A 17012-nucleotide genomic window follows, 5' to 3' on the forward strand; every position below is an offset into this window, starting at 1 on the left:
CGCGAATTACCGGCCGTCGCCGCGCAGCGCCTCGATCAGCGATTTCGGACGCAGGTCGGTCCAGTTCCGCTCGATATGTTCGAGGCATTCCTCCCGCGCTTCCGGCCCGTGAACCGGGGCCCAGCCAGCGGGAACGTCGATGAATGCGGGCCACAGCGAATGCTGCCCCTCGGAATTGGTCAGCACGAGGTATTGGCCTTCTGCATTGTCGAAGGGATTCGTCAACCTACCCACCCCCATAGCGGTATGTTGCTTTTCGAGCATCACCCTAACCACAGGTTCGAGAGCCTGGCAACCGCCTTCCGGGCGCGGCGGCGGCTCCGCGCCGAGGTTGACCGGATGCGCTTGGTCGGGCGCGAATCGGGTGTTGACGACCTTGAATTCAGCACCTAGCTTGAAGTGGTCATGGCATCCGGAGCCTGCCTGTGGCGTGCCCACCGGCGCCCGGGCCGGACCACTTACTTCTGACGGATGACAGCCGCCGACCCCACGCCCCGGTGACACCGGTCATGCGTGCCCGGAGTCGGCGCGCCGTGCCCTGTGCCGCTACTTCGGGGGAAGGACGGAAAAGGCGTATGCCCAGGTTGCCGAGGCTTCCGCACGCACCGCAGGACACCAGGGGGGCCGACGGATCGCATCCGTCCTCCGGGGAGGGAACCGCCACCCGCGCACTGGCCCCCGAACTGCTCGCCGCCGCCCGCCTGTTGGCGGCCGACCACGACACCGACCTGTTCTCCGTGCTGACGGCCGCCTTCGCGGCGGTGCTGGCCCGGTACGACGGCCCCGAGCTGATCGAGCTCGGTGGCGCGCCCGGCGAGCTGCTGGCGATCACGCCCGGCCCCGAGGACACCTTCGCCGACCTCCTCCGCACCGTCCGCCCGACTGGGCGCCGGCAGGTCGACGAGGAGCGCCACCTGGCCGCCGACGCGGTGTTCCGGCCGGCGTCCGCCGAGCCGTCGAAGCACCAACTGGTGGTCGAGGTACGGGAGTTCGCCGAACAGGTCCACCTTGACGTGGCCTTCGACGCCGACACGTTCGACCACGCGACCGTCGAGCGCCTGCTCGGACACCTGACGACCCTGCTCGCCGCCTGCGTCGCCGACCCGGGCCTGCGCCCGCGCACCGAGGCCCCACTGCTCACGGCCGCGGAGCAGCAGCGGATGCTGGTCGACTGGAACGACACCCCGACCGGGTTCGACCACGACCGCACCCTGCACGCGTGCGTCGCCGAACGGGTCGCGGCCGATCCCGACGGGGTGCTGCTGATCCACCGCGGCACGGCCTGGAGCGCCGGCCGGGTCGACCGGGCCGCCAACCGGCTCGCCCACCGGCTGCGGGCGCTCGGCGTCGGCCGGGGCGGCCGGGTCGCGCTGTGCCTGGACCGGGGACCGGACCTGATGGTGGCGATCCTGGGCATCCTCAAGGCGGGCGCCGCGTACGTCCCGATGGACGCCGACTACCCCGTCGAACGCCTGGCGTACATGATGGGCGCCGCCGACTGCCACGCCCTGGTCACCGAGGCGCCGCTGGTGCCGCGGCTGCCGCACACCGACGTCCCGGTGGTGCTGATGGACCGGGACGCCGCGGAGCTGGAGCAGCTGCCGGACCACTCCCCCGAGGACGTCGCCGGCCCGGACGACCTCTGCTACATCATCTTCACCTCCGGCTCCACCGGCCGGCCCAAGGGCATCGCCATCCGGCACCGGGGCGTCGTCAACAACCTGCCCGACATCAGCGCCACCGCCGGGGTCGGCTCTGCGGACCGGGTGATCGCGCTGTCCTCGCCGAGCTTCGACATGTCGGTCTACGAGCTGCTGGGCCTCGCCGTGGCCGGCGGCTCGGTGGTCTTCCCCGACCCGGGCCGCGCCAAGGACCCGGCGCACTGGCACGACCTGGTGCAGGAGCACGGCGTGACGGTGTGGAACTCCGCGCCCGCGCTGCTGGAGCTCTACGTCGAGCACGTGCGCGCGCTCGGCGGCCGGACCGGCATCCGCACCGTGATCCTGGGCGGCGACTGGAGCCTGCCGGACCTCCCCGAGCGGCTGGAGGCCCTCTCCCCCGGCATCCGGGTGCACGTCTTCGGCGGGTTCGCCGAGGTGTCCATCTCCTCCACCTGGTTCCTGGCGGGCAAGCCGCTGCCGGGGTGGTCGAGCATCCCGTTCGGACGGCCGATGGCCGGCCAGCGGCTGTACGTGCTGGACGCGGCGAAGCAGCCGGTCCCGGTCGGCGTGGTGGGCGAGATCCACATGGCGGGCCTCGGCGTCGCCGAGGGGTACTACGGCAACCCGGAACTGACGGCGACGAAGTTCTTCGAGTGGTCGCACGGCCCGGTGCGCTCGGAGCGGCTGTACGCCACCGGCGACCTGGCCAGGTTCCACCCCGACGGGCTGGTGGAGCTGGTCGGACGGATCGACCACCAAGTCAAGATCCGCGGCGTGCGGGTCGAGCTCGGCGAGATCGAGTCCGTGCTGCGCGAGGACCCGTCGGTGGCCCTCGCGGTGGCCCTCGCCCGCAAGGACGCCACCGGCGACCAGCGGCTGGTGGGTTACGTGGTCGCGCGGGCCGGCGTCGAGATCGATCCGGTGGCGCTGCGGCGGCGGATCCGCACCTGGCTGCCCGAGCAGATGGTGCCGTCCGCGATCGTGGTCCTGGACGAGCTGCCGATCAGCCCGAACGGGAAGGTCGACCGCAAGGCGCTGCCGGCGCCCGCGTACACGGCCGCGGGCGGCCGGGAGCCGAGGAACGCCGCCGAGCGGGAGCTGTGCGCGCTCTTCGCCGAGCTGCTCGGCGTGGAGCGGGTGGGCATCGACGACAGTTTCTTCGACCTCGGCGGCAACTCCCTGCACGGCATCCGGCTGGTGCGGCGGCTGCGGGCCCGGTACGACGCGGACCTGTCGATCAGGACCCTGTTCGACGCGCCCACCGTCGCGGAGCTGGCCGCCCGGGTCGGCGGGCAGGCCGGCCGGCGGCGCGCGCCGCTGACCCCGCTGGAGCGCCCCGACCCGCTGCCGCTGTCCCCGGCGCAGCAGCGGCTGTGGTTCGTCGAGCAGCTCAACGGGCCGTCGGCGCTGTACAACATCCCGTTCGGCTTCCGGATCACCGGCCCGGTCGACACGGAGGCGCTGATCGGGGCGCTGCGCGACGTGGTGGAGCGGCACGAGGCCCTGCGCACCGTGTTCGTGGCCGACAGCGGGGTGCCGGAGCAGCGGATCGTGCCCACTCCGGCTGCCGAGGACCTGGTCCGGCAGATGCGCCTGCCGGCCGCCGAGTTGGACGCGGCCGTCCGGTTCGCGGCCCGGCAGGAGTTCGACCTGGCCACCCAGATCCCGTTCCGGGCCTGGCTGTTCGAGGCGGGGCCGGAGCTTCGACAGCTGCTGGTGGTGGTCCACCACATCGCGGGCGACGGCTGGTCGATGCGGCCGCTCGCCGACGACCTGACGGCCGCCTACGCCGCCAGGTGCGCGGGCCGGGCGCCCGAGTGGGCGCCGCTGCCGGTCCAGTACGCCGACTACACGCTGTGGCAGCGCGACCGGCTCGGCGCGGTGGACGCGCCGGGCACCCCCCTGAACCGCCAAGTGCGTTATTGGCAGGAGCAGTTGGCCGACCTCCCGGAGCGGGTCGGCTTCCCCGCCGACCGGCCGCGTCCGGCCGTCGCCTCGCAGGACAGCGCGACGCTGCCGCTGACCGTCCCCGCCGAGCTGCACGAGCGGCTGACGGAGCTGGGCCGCCGCACCGGCACCACCTTGTTCATGGTGCTGCACGCGAGCCTGGCGGTGCTGCTCACCCGCGCCGGCGCGGGCGCCGACCTGGCGGTGGGCACGATGGCGGCCGGCCGCACCGAGGACGAACTCGACGACCTGGTCGGCTTCTTCGTCAACACCCTGATCGTCCGCACCAGCACCGCGGACGACCCGCGCTTCGCCGACCTGCTGGCCCGGGTGCGGGAGACCTGCATCGGCGCCGACGAGCACCAGGACCTGCCGTTCGACCGGCTGGTGGAGGCGCTCAACCCGGTGCGCTCGACCGCGCACCACCCGCTGTACCAGGTCAGTCTGACGCTCCAGAACACGCCGGATGCGCGGATAGAGGTGGCGGGCGCGGAGGTCTCCGCGGAGATCCTGTCCACCGGGAAGCTGCTGACCGACGTGCACTTCGACGTCACCGAGTCGTGGACCGACGACGGCCGGCCGGGCGGGATCGGCCTGGTGGCGCACTACGCCCTGGACCTGTTCGAGGCGGAGTCGGTCCGCTCCCTGTTGGAGGGCTGGGTCGCGGTCCTGGCGCAGGCCGCCGCCGACCCGGCGACCCGGGTCGGCGAGTTCCCCGCGCCCGGCGTGCGGGAGCCGGCGCGCATCGGTCCGGGTGCCGGCCCGGGCGCCGGCGCTCTCGTGCCGGAGCCGCAGGACGCCCCCGCAGCCGACGGCCGGGCCCCGCGCGACGGCCGGGAGGCGCTGCTGTGCCGGCTGTTCGGGGAGGTGCTGGGCGTCGACCGGGTGTCGATCGACGACAACTTCTTCGCGTTGGGCGGCCATTCGCTGCTCGCCACCCGGCTGCTGAGCCGGATCCGCGCCGCCACCGGCGCCGGGGTGCGGGTGCGCCAGCTGTTCGAGGCGCCGACCGTCGCCGAACTCGCCCGGCGGCTGCGCGACAGCGCCCCGCCGCGCGAGCCGCTGACCCCGCAGGTCCGCCCGGAGCGCGTCCCGCTGTCGTACGCGCAGCGCCGCCTGTGGTTCCAGGACCGCCTGCAGGGCCCGTCGGCGACGTACAACATGCCGCTCGCGCTGCGGCTCGACGGGCGGCTCGACAGCGCCGCGCTGGAGGGCGCGCTCGGCGACCTGGTGCGCCGTCACGAGTCGCTGCGGACCGTCTACCCGGACGTCGAGGGCACTCCGGAGCAGCGCATCGTCCCGGCCGGGGAGGCGTTCGTCGAGCTCGACCGCCGCCGGGTGGACGCCGCGGACCTGGCGGGCGAGCTGCTGGCGGTCTCCACCCACACCTTCGACCTGGCCCGCGATCTCCCGTTGCGCGCCTGGCTGTTCGAGGTGGCGCCGGAGCGGCACGTGCTGCTGGTGATCGTCCACCACATCGCCGGCGACGGCTGGTCGCTGGTGCCGCTGGCCCAGGACCTGATGGCGGCGTACGCGGCGCGGCACTCGGGCGGCGAACCGGGCTGGGCCCCGCTGCCCGTGCAGTACGCGGACTACACGCTGTGGCAGTTGGCGACGCTGGGGGCCGGTGACGACCCGGCGAGTGTGATGTCCCGGCAGGTCGACTACTGGACGGAGCACCTGGCGGGGCTGCCGGACGTGGTGTCGTACCCGACCGACCGGCCGCGGCCCGCGGTGGCCTCGTACCGGGGCTCGATGGAGACCTTCGAGCTGCCCGCCGAGCTGCACCGGGAGCTGGTCGCGCTGGCACAGGGCTCGGGCGCGACGCTGTTCATGGTGGTGCAGGCCGCGATGGCGGCGTTGCTGACCAGGACGGGCGCGGGCACGGACACCGCGGTCGGCGCGCCGATCGCGGGCCGGCTCGACAACGGCCTGGACGACCTGGTCGGGTTCTTCGTCAACACCCTGGTGATCAGGACCGACACCAGCGGCGACCCGACCTTCGCGGAGCTGCTGCGGCGGGTCAGGGAGACCTGCCTGGTGGCGTACGAGCACCAGGACGTGCCGTTCGACCACCTGGTGGAGCGGGTCAACCCGCGCCGCTCGGCCGCCCACCACCCGCTGTTCCAGATCATCCTGGCGGTGCAGAACAACAAGGCCCCCGACTTCGCCCTGGCGGACCTGGACGTCGCCTACGACGCGCCGCCGACCGGCCGCACCCAGTTCGACCTGCACGTCGACCTGTTCGAGCGGTTCGACGAGGACGGCCGGCCGGCCGGTGTGACCTGCAACATCGACTACGCCACCGACCTGTACGACGCGGCGAGCGTGGTCCGGCTGTTCGAACGCTGGCAGCGGATGCTGGCCGGGGCGGCGGCCGCGCCGGAGACCCGGCTCAGCCGCCTGCCACTGCTCGCCGCCGCCGAGCGCGCCGAGCTGCTGGTCGGGCGCAACGACACCGCCCACCCGGTGCTCGACGCCCCGCTGACCGAGCTGTTCGCCGCGCAGGTCCGCAGGGCCCCGGACGCGGTCGCGCTGGTCTCCCAGGACGGGGAGTGGACGTACCGGCAGCTGGACGAGCGGGCCGACCGGGTAGCGAACTGGCTGCTCGCCCGGGGCACCCGGCCGGAGGACCCGGTCGCCGTCGCCCTGCCCCGCTCGCCGGAGCTGCTCGCCGTCCTCATCGGCATCCTCAAGGCGGGGGCCGCCTACCTCCCGGTCGACCTCGGCTATCCGGACGCCCGCATCGACTACGTGCTGGCCGACGCGCGCCCGGTGTGCGTCGTCACCGGCGCCGACGCGGTCGAGCGGCTCGCCGCGCTGGCGCCCGGCGCCCAGGTCGCCGACCTGGACTCGGTGCTGGACGGCCCCGCCGGCGGCGCCGCGCTGCCCGTCGTGCGGCCGGACCAGCTGGCCTACCTGATGTACACCTCCGGTTCCACCGGCCGTCCCAAGGGCATCGCGACGACCCACCGCAACGTCGCCGAGCTGGTGCAGGACCCGGTGTGGGGCAGCGCGCACAGCCGGGTGCTGGCGCACTCCCCGCACGTGTTCGACGCCTCCACGTACGAGCTGTGGGTACCGCTGTGCTCGGGCGGCACGGTGGTGCTCGCTCCGCCCGGCGCGGCCGACCCGGCCGTGCTGACGGGGTGCATCGAGGAGTACGGCGTGACGGCGGCGTGGATGACCGCGGCGCTGTTCACGGTGGTCGCCGCGGAGTACCCGCAGCGGCTGCGCACCCTGACCGAGATCTGGTCGGGCGGCGACGTGGTGCCGGCCTCGGCGGTGGCCCTGGTCCGGGCGGCGGCACCCGGGGTCCGGATCGTCGACGGCTACGGGCCGACCGAGACCACCACGTTCGTCCTGCACTTCCCGATCGACGCGGACGCCGACCTCGGCGCCGGCGTCCCGGTCGGCCGGCCGCTGGCCAACACCCGGGTCTACGTCCTGGACGGGGCGCTGGAGCCGGTGGCCGACGGCGTCGCGGGCGAGCTGTACGTCGCGGGCGCGGGCCAGGCCCGCGGCTACCTGGGGCGGGCCGCGCTGACCGCCGAGCGCTTCGTCGCGGACCCGTTCGGGCCGCCCGGGTCGCGGATGTACCGGACCGGGGACGTGGTCCGCTGGTCCGCGCGGGGACAGCTGGAGTTCGTCGGCCGCGCCGACAACCAGGTGAAGCTCCGCGGCCACCGGATCGAACCCGGCGAGGTCGAGGCGGTGCTTCGGGAGGACCCGGCGGTACTGGCCGCCACCGTGGTGGTGCGCGAGGACGTCCCGGGCGACCGCCGCCTGGTCGGCTACGTGGTGCCGATGCCGGACGCGGACACCGACCCCGGCGACTTCGTGGCCGACTGGGAGGCGACCTACGAGACCCTGTACGGGGACGAGGACGAGGTCGGGTTCGGCGCGGACTTCTCCGGCTGGAACAGCTCCTACACCGGCGGACCGATCCCGCTCGGGGAGATGCACGAGTGGCAGGCCGCCACGGTCGGCCGGATCCTCGCGCTGGAGCCGGGCAACGTCCTGGAGATCGGCGTCGGCACCGGCCTGCTGCTCAGCGAGCTGCTGCCGCACGTGGAGTCCTACTGGGCCACCGACTTCTCCGCCTCGGTGATCGACCGGCTGACCCGTCAGCTGCGCGACACCGAGTGGGCCGGGCGCACCCACCTGTCCACCCGCGGCGCGGACGACTTCGAGGGCCTGCCCGCCGGTCACTTCGACACCGTCGTGATCAACTCCGTGATCCAGTACTTCCCGTCCGGCGACTACCTGGCGCGGGTGCTGGAGGGCGCGCTGGCGCTGCTGCGGCCCGGCGGGCGGATCTTCGTCGGCGACGTGCGCAACCGGATGTCGCTGCGCGCGTTCCACGTCGCGCTCCAGGCCGGACGCTTCGGTGCGGACGCCGAGGCGGCGCGGGTGCTGGAGGCGGCCGACGCGGCGCTGCGGCTGGAGCGGGAACTCGTCGTCGATCCCGGGTTCTTCACGGCGCTGACCGGGCGCGCGGACGTCGGCGGGGTCGACGTCCGGCTGAAGCGGGGCCTGGGCCGCAACGAGATGTCCCTGCACCGCTACGACGTGACGCTGCACAAGGCGCCCGTCCCCGCGCAGGCGGTGGCGCGGCTGCCCGAGGTGGCGTGGCCGGGCGGTGGCCTGGCGGCGGTCGAGGAGATCGCCGCGGCACACGTCGGCGGCGTCCGGATCCGCGGCCTGCTCAACGAGCGGACCGCGGCGGAGTGGCACGCCCTGAGGGCGTTGGAGGACGCCGCGCCCGGGGCCCGGCTCGCGGACCTCGCGGCAGCCGACACCGGGCCCGCCCTCGACCCCGAGTCGCTGCACGCCTGGGGCGACGCCCACGGCCGGACGGTGGTCACCACCTACTGCGGGGACCGCGCCGACCTGTTCGACGCGGTGGTGCTGCCGGCCGAACTGGCCGGCGCCCCGCTCGACGGGCTGTGGCAGGCCGGGTCCCGCCCGGGCGCGCTGGTCAACACGCCGACCCGGACGATGGCGGCGGGCCGGCTGATCAAGGTGCTGCGCGCCGGGCTCGCCGAGCGGCTGCCGGAGTACCTGGTGCCCTCGGTGCTGATGCTGATCGACACCATCCCGATGACCACCAACGGCAAGGTCGACCGCCAGGCGCTGCCCGCGCCCACGTACACCGGCGACGGCTCGGGGCGCAGCCCGCGCGACGACCGCGAGGCGCTGCTGTGCGACCTGTTCACGGAGGTGCTGGGCGTCGACCGGGTCACCATCGACGACAGCTTCTTCGACCTGGGCGGCCACTCGCTGCTCGCCACCCGGCTGGTCAGCCGGGTCCGCACCGCGCTGGGCGTGGAGCTTCCGGTCCGGACGCTGTTCGAGGCGCCGAGCGTCGCCGAGCTGGCGCAGCGCCTGACCGGCGGGACGCGGGCCAGGCCGGCGCTGGAACGGTCGGTGCGGCAGGCGGCCCTGCCGCTGTCGCACGCGCAGCAGCGGATCTGGTTCGAGCACAGCCTGGAAGGCCCGTCGCCGACCTACAACATGCCGTTCGCGTTCCGGCTGACCGGCGACCTGGACCCGGCGGCGCTGCGCGCGGCGGTGGACGACCTGGTGGCGCGGCACGAGCCGCTGCGCACGGTCTTCCCGGTGCTGGACGGCGTTCCCGAGCAGCGTGTGCGGCCGGCCGCCGAGGCCGCGGCGCCGTTCACCGAGGAGACGGTGCCGGCCGCGCAGTCCGCGGCCCGGCTCGCCGCGGCGGCCCGGCACGCCTTCGACCTGGCGGCCGAGATCCCGATCAGGACGTGGCTCTTCCGGACCGGTCCGGACGAGCACGTGCTGCTGATCCTGATCCACCACATCGCCGCCGACGGCTGGTCGATGGGCCCGCTGGCCCGCGACCTGGTGACGGCGTACACGGCCCGGCGCTCCGGCGGCGCGCCGGCCTGGGACGCGCTGCCGGTCGAGTACGCCGACTACACGCTGTGGCAGCGGCAGTTGCTGGGCGATCCCTCCGACCCGCACAGCGAGTACACCCGGCAGCTGGAGTACTGGGCGGAGCAGCTCGCGGAACTCCCGGACGGGGTGGGCTTCCCCACCGACCGGCCGCGGCACGCGGCGACCTCGCAGCTGGGCGCGACCACCTGGCTGGAGGTGCCCGCCCGGGTGCACCGGGGGCTGGCGGAGCTGGCCCGCAGTCAGGGCGCGACGACGTTCATGGTGCTGCAGGCGGCGATGGCGGCGCTGCTCACCCGGTACGGCGCGGGCACCGACATCGCGATCGGCACCGGCATCGCGGGCCGCACGGACGAGGCCCTGGAGGAGCTGGTCGGGTTCTTCGTCAACACCCTGGTGATGCGGACCGACACCTCCGGCGACCCGCGGTTCGTCGACCTGGTCGCACAGGCGCGGGAGACCGGCATCGCCGCGTACGAGCACCAGGACCTGCCGTTCCACCGGGTGGTGGAGCGCCTGAATCCGGAGCGCTCGGCGTCGGGGCACCCGCTGTTCCAGGTGGCGTTCTTCCTGCAGAACAGCCCGGTGGAGCGGTTCACGCTGCCCGGGATGGAGCTGGAGGTGCAGGAGGCGCCCACCGGGAACTCGGTGTTCGACCTGTTCTTCAGCGTCTCCGAGCGGCCGGACCGGGGCGGCCTGGACGTCATGGTCCAGTACCGCACCGAGCTGTTCGACGCGGCGACCGTGGAGGGGATCACCTCTCGCTGGACGGCCGTGCTCGACTTCGTCCTGGCCCACCCCGAGGCCGCCCTGTCGAAGATCGACATCGTCTCGCCGGACGAGCGGGCCGAGCTGCTCGGCAGGCGCAACGCCACGGAGGCGGTGTACCCGGAGCAGACCGTCGCCTCGATGATCGAGGAGTTCGCCCGGACGACGCCCGACGCCCCGGCGGTCGAGGACGAGTCCACCGTCCTGACGCACCGTCAACTCAACGCCCGGGCCAACCGGTTGGCGCGCCTGCTGGCCGGGCGCGGGATCCGGCCGGAGGACCGGGTCGGCGTCCACCTGGCCCGCACGCCGGACCTGGTCGTGGCGCTGACGGCGCTGCTGAAGCTCGGCGCCACCTACCTGCCGCTCGACCCGGCGTACCCGGACGACCGGCTGGCGTACCTGCTCGACGACGCCCGGCCCCGGCTCTGCCTGACCGCCGGACGGCCCGCGCGGGTGCTCGACGGCGTGCAGAGCATCGCGCTGGACGACGACCGGACGGCGGCGGCGCTGGCCGCACAGTCGGACCTGGACCTGGACACGGCGCCGTGCCACCCCGGGCAGAGCGCGTACGTCATCTACACGTCGGGCTCCACCGGCCGCCCCAAGGGCGTCCTGGTGCCGCACCGCGCCCTGCATAAGCTCGCGCAGGAGTACCGCGCCCTCATGCCGCGCGAGCGGCGGGTCGCCCAGTTCGCCGCCGCCGGTTTCGACGTCTCCCTCCAGGAGATGTGCACGGCGCTGGCATCCGGCGCGACCGTGGTGCTCTGCCCCGACGACGTGCGGCGCGACCCGCAGGCGCTGGCCGCCTGGATCGGCCGCCGGTCCGTCACCGAGCTGCACCTGCCGAACATCGCACTGCAGGCGCTGGTCGACGCGCTGCCCGGGACCGAGGACGATCTGGCCCCGCTGACGCACATCGTCCAGGCCGGCGAGGCGATGGCGTGCTCGGCGTCGCTGCGCCGCGCGCTGGCCCGCAACCGCGCCCTGACCGTGCACAACGAGTACGGGCCGACCGAGACCGGCATCGTCGTCGTCGCGTGGCGCGGGCGGGAGCTGCCGCCGTCGTCCCCCGAGGTGCCGATCGGTCGGCCGATGGCGAACGTGCGCGTGTACGTGCTGGACCAGTGGCTGGGCCCGGTGGTCGACGGCGTGGTCGGCGAGCTGTACCTGGCGGGCGACACGGTGGCCAACGGCTACCTGGGGCAGCCCGGGCTGAGCGCGTCCCGGTTCGTCGCCGATCCGTACGGGCCGCCCGGGTCCCGGATGTACCGCACCGGCGACCTGGTGCGCTGGAACGCCGCCGCCGAGCTGGAGTTCCTGGGCCGGGTGGACGACCAGGTGAAGATCCGCGGGTTCCGGATCGAGCCGGGCGAGGTCGAGGCGGCGCTGCGCGAGGAGCCGGGGGTGGCCGCGGCCGCGGTGACCGTCCGTGAGGACGAGCCGGGCAACCGCCGGTTGGTCGGCTACGTCGTCCCGCCGCCGGGCGGGGCGATCGACACGGTCGCGCTGCGGCGGTCGCTGGAGCGGCGGCTGCCGGCGCACCTGGTGCCGTCGGCGCTGGTGGAGATCCCGGCGGTCCCGGTCACCCGGAACGGGAAGCTCGACCGGCGCGCGCTGCCGGCCCCGGGCCGCCCGGCCGGCCGCGGCCGCGCCCCCCGCGACGAGCGCGAGCGGGCCCTGTGCGCGGTGTTCGCCGAGGTGCTGGGGATCGAGGAGGCGACCATCGACGACAGCTTCTTCGAACTCGGCGGCCACTCGCTGCTGGCGACCCGCCTGACCGGCCGGATCCGGTCGGCGCTCGGCATCGACGTGCCGGTGCGGGTGCTGTTCGAGATGCCCACCGTGGCGGGCATCACCGCCCACCTCGACGGCGCCACCAGCCACGACGCCTACGCCCCGGTGCTGTCCCTGCGCGCGGAGGGCGAGGCCGCCCCGCTGTTCTGCGTCCACCCGCTGGGCGGCCTCGGCTGGCCGTACGCCGGTCTGCTGCCGCACCTCGACCGGGCGGCCCCGGTGTTCGCGCTCCAGGCGGAGGGGGTCGCCACCACCCCGGCCAGGTACACCGCCCTGGAGCACATGGCCGAGGTCTACGCGGAGCGGATCGTCCGCGCCCGCAGCGGCCCGGTCCACCTCCTCGGCTGGTCCTTCGGCGGAAAACTGGCCCACGCCACGGCCGTTCGGCTGGAGTCGCTCGGCGTGGAGGTGTCGTCGCTGACCATCATCGACGCGAGCCCGAACCCGGCCGGGCACCGCGAGGAGAGCGTGTACCTCGACATCCTCGGCATGCTCGGCCTCGACCGCGACGAGATCGACGACTCGATGCTGGAGTTCGAGGGCTTCATCGCCGCCCTGCGCTCCCACGCCGCGCCGCTGGCCGAACTGACCCGTGAGCAGGTGGGCAACCTCGCCGAGATCATGGCGGGCCACCTGGCACTGGCCGACCGGCACAGCGTCGGGGTCTTCCACGGCCGCACCACCCTGGTCGCGTCCAGCCTCACGCTGGCGGTCGGCACGGTCGGCGCCGAGGACTGGGCGCCGTACCTCGCCCGGCAACCCCGCTACCGGGTGGTCGACTTCGAGCACCTGCACCTGATGACGCCCGAAGCCCTCGGGGTCATCGGTCCGCTGGTGAACGCCACGCTCACCGACCAGGCCTGACCCCAGGCCCTCGGACCGCCGCCGGCCGCCGTCCACCACGGCGGCCGGCGGCGGTCCGGGCGGTTCGGGGGTGCCGCCATGTCGTCGGCCCGCGCTCCGGCACAACGTCGGTTCAGGTCAGCGCGGCAGTTCGATCGAGAGGGCGTGCCGGAACACGTCGCGCGGGTCCCAGCGGGCCTTGACGCGTTGCAGGCGCGGGTAGTTGTCCTTGTAGTAGAGGGTGTGCCAGGGGACGCCGGAGGTGTTCCAGGCCGGGTCGGCGAGGTCGACGTCCGGGTAGTTGATGTAGGAGCCGTCGCTGACCTCGCCGGGGACGGGCACCCCGCCGGTGTCCCGGTGGACGTCGCGGTACAGCTCGCGCACCCAGGCCAGGTTGGCGGCGTCGTCCTGCTCCGCGGCCCAGATGCTGTGGTAGACCGCCTTCATCACCACGTCGCGCTGGGCCACCGCGGTCGCCCCGGGATCCACCGCGCGGACCTGGCCGCCGTAGCCGACGATCAGCATGCCGCAGGCGGCGTTTCCGGTGCTGTTCGTCAAGTGGCGGTGGATCGTGGTGAGTTGGGCGTCGGTGAAGGAGCGCTTCAGGTAGCCGGCCTTGCCCTTGTAGCGGCGGGTGACGAGGTTGCCGGACTCGCCGTTGCCCGGCCAGGTCAGCACGTACAGCCAGGGCGCGGTGGCGCTGCCGCCGTCGGGGTCGAGGCCGGTCCCGGTGTTCACGTGGGTGACGAACTCGTTGACCAGGTCGGCCGCGTGGGGGACGCCGGCGTCGATCTGCACCACCATCGAGAACGTTCCGGCGTCCTGGTGGGCGAGTTGGAGGATCGCGTAGAGGGCGTCGTAGGGCGAGCCCGGGTCGCTGTGAGTCTCGTGCCAGGTGCAGAAGTTGCGGATCAGGGTGGTGACGGCCTGCTCGGTGGTCTTCGCCGGGTCCCAGGTCCACTCCACCACGGCTTCGAGGATCTCGGCCGGGGCGGGCGGCAGCAGGCGGCGCGGGTCGGGGGCGGCCGCCCGGGCCTCCGCGTCGGCCCGGGGCGAGCGCAGCCAGTACCGGGTGACCACGCCGAAGTTGCCGCCGCCACCGCCGGTGTGCGCCCACCACAGGTCCCGGTGGGGGTCGTCCGGCTCGCGGGTGGCGACCACCGCGCGGGCGGTGCCGTCCCGGTCGACGACCACCACCTCGACGCCGTACAGGTGGTCGACCACCGAACCGTACCGCCGGGAGAGCGGGCCGTACCCGCCGCCGACCAGGTGGCCGCCCGCACCGACCTCGGGGCAGCCGCCGGCCGGGATGGTCACGCCCCAGCCCTTGAACAGCGTCCGGTAGACCCGGCCCAGGGTGGCGCCGGGCTGCACCTCGAACGCGCGCCGCGACGGGTCGTAGCCCACCGCGTCCAGCTGCGACAGGTCCAGCAGGAGGCGGATCTCCGGGTCGGCGGTGAAGTCCTCGAAGCAGTGGCCGCCGCTGCGCACCCCGATCCGCCGCCCGTCGCGGACGGCGTCCTGCACGGCCTGCACCACCTGCGCGGTGCTGCCCACCACCCGCACCTCGTCCGGGCGCCCGACGAACCGGTGGTTGTCGCCCCTGAGCAGGCTCTCGTACCGCGGGTCCCCCGGCCGCACCCCCGCCGGCCCGAACGTCTCCGGGTCCCGGCCCGTGGGCGGGCCCGCCGCGACGGCGCTCCCCGGGCTGCCCGCTGCCGCCAGGCCGACCGCTGCGGCGGCCAGCAGGCCCCGACGGTTCAGCCGCACTCCGGACACGTCCTGCTGATCCATCGTCATTCCCGTTTGCCGAGGGCCGGTTCCGCCGATCCTCCCCAGGATGCCTGCCGACGCCGCCCGCGCCCAGGGTTCGGCCGGACGTGTCGGCGGGTCCCGTCCCCGTGCGGCGGCGCTCTGGCAGGCTGCTGACCGCCCGTCAGTCCGCCCGTCCGTCCGTCCGTCCGTCCGGAGGAGCCGTGTCCACGTCCGCCGCCACCCCGCCGCCCCGGCCGATCGGCGCGACCACCGAGGACGGCGACCCGCTGGCCCTCGCGCTGTTCGGGCTCACGGCGGTCAGCGGCCTGATCGACGCCGTCAGCTACCTCGGGCTGTCCCACGTGTTCGCCGCCAACATGACCGGCAACGTGGTGGTCATCGGCTTCGCGCTGGCCGGCGCGCCCGGGTTCTCCGTCCTCGGCTCCCTCACCTCGCTCGCCGCGTTCCTGCTCGGCGCGGCCCTCGCCGGACGCCTCACCCTCGGCCGGCTGCGGCCCGCGCTCGCCGCCGAGACGCTGCTGCACCTCGCGGCCGCCGCCGCGGCCTTCGCCTTCGGCACGGGCGGCGCCCTCCAGTACGGCGTGATCGCGCTGCTCGCCCTCGCCATGGGCCTGCGCAACGCCACCGTCCGCAGCCTCGGCGTCCCCGACCTCACCACCACCGTCCTGACCATGACCCTGACCGGCCTCGCCGCCGACACCCGCCTGGCCGGCCGGCACTCCCCGCACCAGCGCCGCCGCGTCCTCGCCGCCCTCACCATGACCGCCGGCACCGTCCCGGGCGCCCTGCTGGTCCTGCACCACCACCTCCCCTGGGCGCTCGTCCTGGCCGCCGTCCTCACCGCCGCGACGGCCGTCCTCTACCGGGACCGCGCCTGACGCCGAACCGGTCCGCGCGCCGGATCACCGCCTCGGTGCTCGGCAACCGGACGGCGAAGAGGCCCGACGGGGACGCCCCGCGGAGCAGCCGGCGCAGGTCGGCCTCGAAGGCGGGCAGGCGCGGGCCGAACAGGTGCGGGGCGGAGGAGGAGAGGGAGAGCACGGCGGCGACGGCGTCGTCCTCGGTGCGTTCCAGGACGGCCCCGCCGGGGACGATCAGGCGTTCGGGGCCCGCGAAACCGGCCCGGGCGAAGATCTCGGACTCGCCGCCGGGCGTTCCGTGCGGCAGCAGGCCGCGCCCGGCGCGTCGGACGGGGCCCAGGTAGGCGCGGACCAGGGCGTCGACGGCGTCCTGCGGCAGCGGCGGGTGCGGGAGGCCGGAGGTGGTTCGCGGTTCGGCCTTCCAGTCGGCGAGGTGGACGGCCGCGCCGCCCGGGCGGAGCAGGTCGTGGACGGTGGCGGCGACCTGCTCGCGGTCCATCCAGTGGAACGAGTTGCCGAACGTGGCGACGGTGAACGTGCCCAGCCCGAACGGCAGTTGCTCGGCGCGGGCGTTCACCCAGCGGGCCCGACCGGCCAGTCCGGCGCGCCCGGCGGCCCGGGCCGCCTCGGCGAGCATCCCGACGTCCGGGTCCACGCCGACCACTTCGCGGAACAGCTCGGCCAGGCCGAGCGCGAGCGTCCCTGGGCCGCAGCCGAGGTCCAACAGCCTTCCGGCGCCGTCGAGTTGCAGGGCCCGGGCGAGTGCCTGCGCCAGCCCGGGGGCGTACGGGAGCCGCCCGCGCGCACAGTGCTCGGCCGCGCCGGCGAACAGCGTCTCGTCCCACTCCCAGCCGTCCACCGTGCCTGCCCTCCGCGCCTCGTCCGGCGACGCCCGCTTCTCGCTCCGCGACGCCGCCGGCCGCCCGTCCCGCGACGCCGCCGCCCGTTCACCACACCGGCGCAACCGGACATTACCGCCCGCCGGGCCGGAATCCAGCCACCCTCTCGTCCGAATTGGTCCATACCATTGACGCGATCAATTCAACCCGGGCAGGATCGGCCCGCCCCCACAAGGGCCTCCGCACACCCCAAACGGCCCCCACACTCCAAGGAGCCCCCATGCCCGTTCGCCGCGCCGCCAAGGCCGCATCCGCCCTCGCCCTCGGCGGCGCCCTGACGCTCGGACTGGCGGGCACCGCCTTCGCCGCGCCGATCGCCGACCTGAGCGGCATGGGCTGCCCGGACTCCTACACCAACTACTACGGCAACGGCGGCTTCGTGCAGACCCTGTCGTACACGTACACCGGCGGCAACGGCTACCGCTACGGCCACTACAACGTGGTGTTCCGCAACAACTTCGGCGACACCTACGAGGGCACCCGCGACTACCGCTGCTACTGAGCGGCGCCCGACCCCGGCCGGGAGTCAACGG

General features: G+C 74.5%; 6 protein-coding genes. 3 read left to right on the forward strand and 3 right to left on the reverse strand.

Annotation, left to right across the window (positions count from 1 at the left end; translation table 11 throughout):
- Positions 1-6: 6 nt before the first annotated feature.
- Entirely contained in the window at positions 7-225 is a 219-nt protein-coding gene (locus tag ACI1MP_RS35470; RefSeq protein ID WP_404870878.1) for an MbtH family protein, read from the reverse strand.
- Positions 226-575: 350 nt separating this feature from the next.
- Between ACI1MP_RS35470 and ACI1MP_RS35475 the strand changes: the two genes are divergently transcribed.
- Positions 576-12965, forward strand: coding sequence for an amino acid adenylation domain-containing protein (locus ACI1MP_RS35475; protein ID WP_404870521.1), 12390 nt, complete (start codon positions 576-578; stop codon positions 12963-12965).
- Positions 12966-13082: 117 nt separating this feature from the next.
- Here ACI1MP_RS35475 and ACI1MP_RS35480 read toward each other — a convergent pair whose 3' ends face one another.
- Positions 13083-14738: an FAD-binding oxidoreductase gene (locus ACI1MP_RS35480; protein WP_404870522.1), complete on the reverse strand. Its 1656-nt coding sequence runs from the start codon at positions 14736-14738 to the stop codon at positions 13083-13085.
- Between the two features lie 182 nt (positions 14739-14920).
- On the opposite strand from ACI1MP_RS35480, the gene ACI1MP_RS35485 reads away from it, so the two are divergent.
- Positions 14921-15598 carry a YoaK family protein gene (locus tag ACI1MP_RS35485; protein WP_404870523.1) on the forward strand — a complete coding sequence of 226 codons (678 nt, stop codon included), beginning with the start codon at positions 14921-14923 and terminating at the stop codon, positions 15596-15598.
- Here the strand turns inward: ACI1MP_RS35485 and ACI1MP_RS35490 are convergent.
- Positions 15558-16439: a class I SAM-dependent methyltransferase gene (locus ACI1MP_RS35490; protein WP_404870524.1), complete on the reverse strand. Its 882-nt coding sequence runs from the start codon at positions 16437-16439 to the stop codon at positions 15558-15560. The two genes, ACI1MP_RS35485 and ACI1MP_RS35490, sit on opposite strands and share 41 nt — an antisense overlap.
- A 260-nt stretch (positions 16440-16699) precedes the next feature.
- On the opposite strand from ACI1MP_RS35490, the gene ACI1MP_RS35495 reads away from it, so the two are divergent.
- Positions 16700-16981, forward strand: coding sequence for a hypothetical protein (locus ACI1MP_RS35495; protein ID WP_404870525.1), 282 nt, complete (start codon positions 16700-16702; stop codon positions 16979-16981).
- The last annotated feature ends 31 nt before the right edge of the window (positions 16982-17012 follow it).

The sequence above is a fragment of the Kitasatospora griseola genome, assembly GCF_044999035.1.
Lineage (GTDB): Bacteria > Actinomycetota > Actinomycetes > Streptomycetales > Streptomycetaceae > Kitasatospora > Kitasatospora griseola.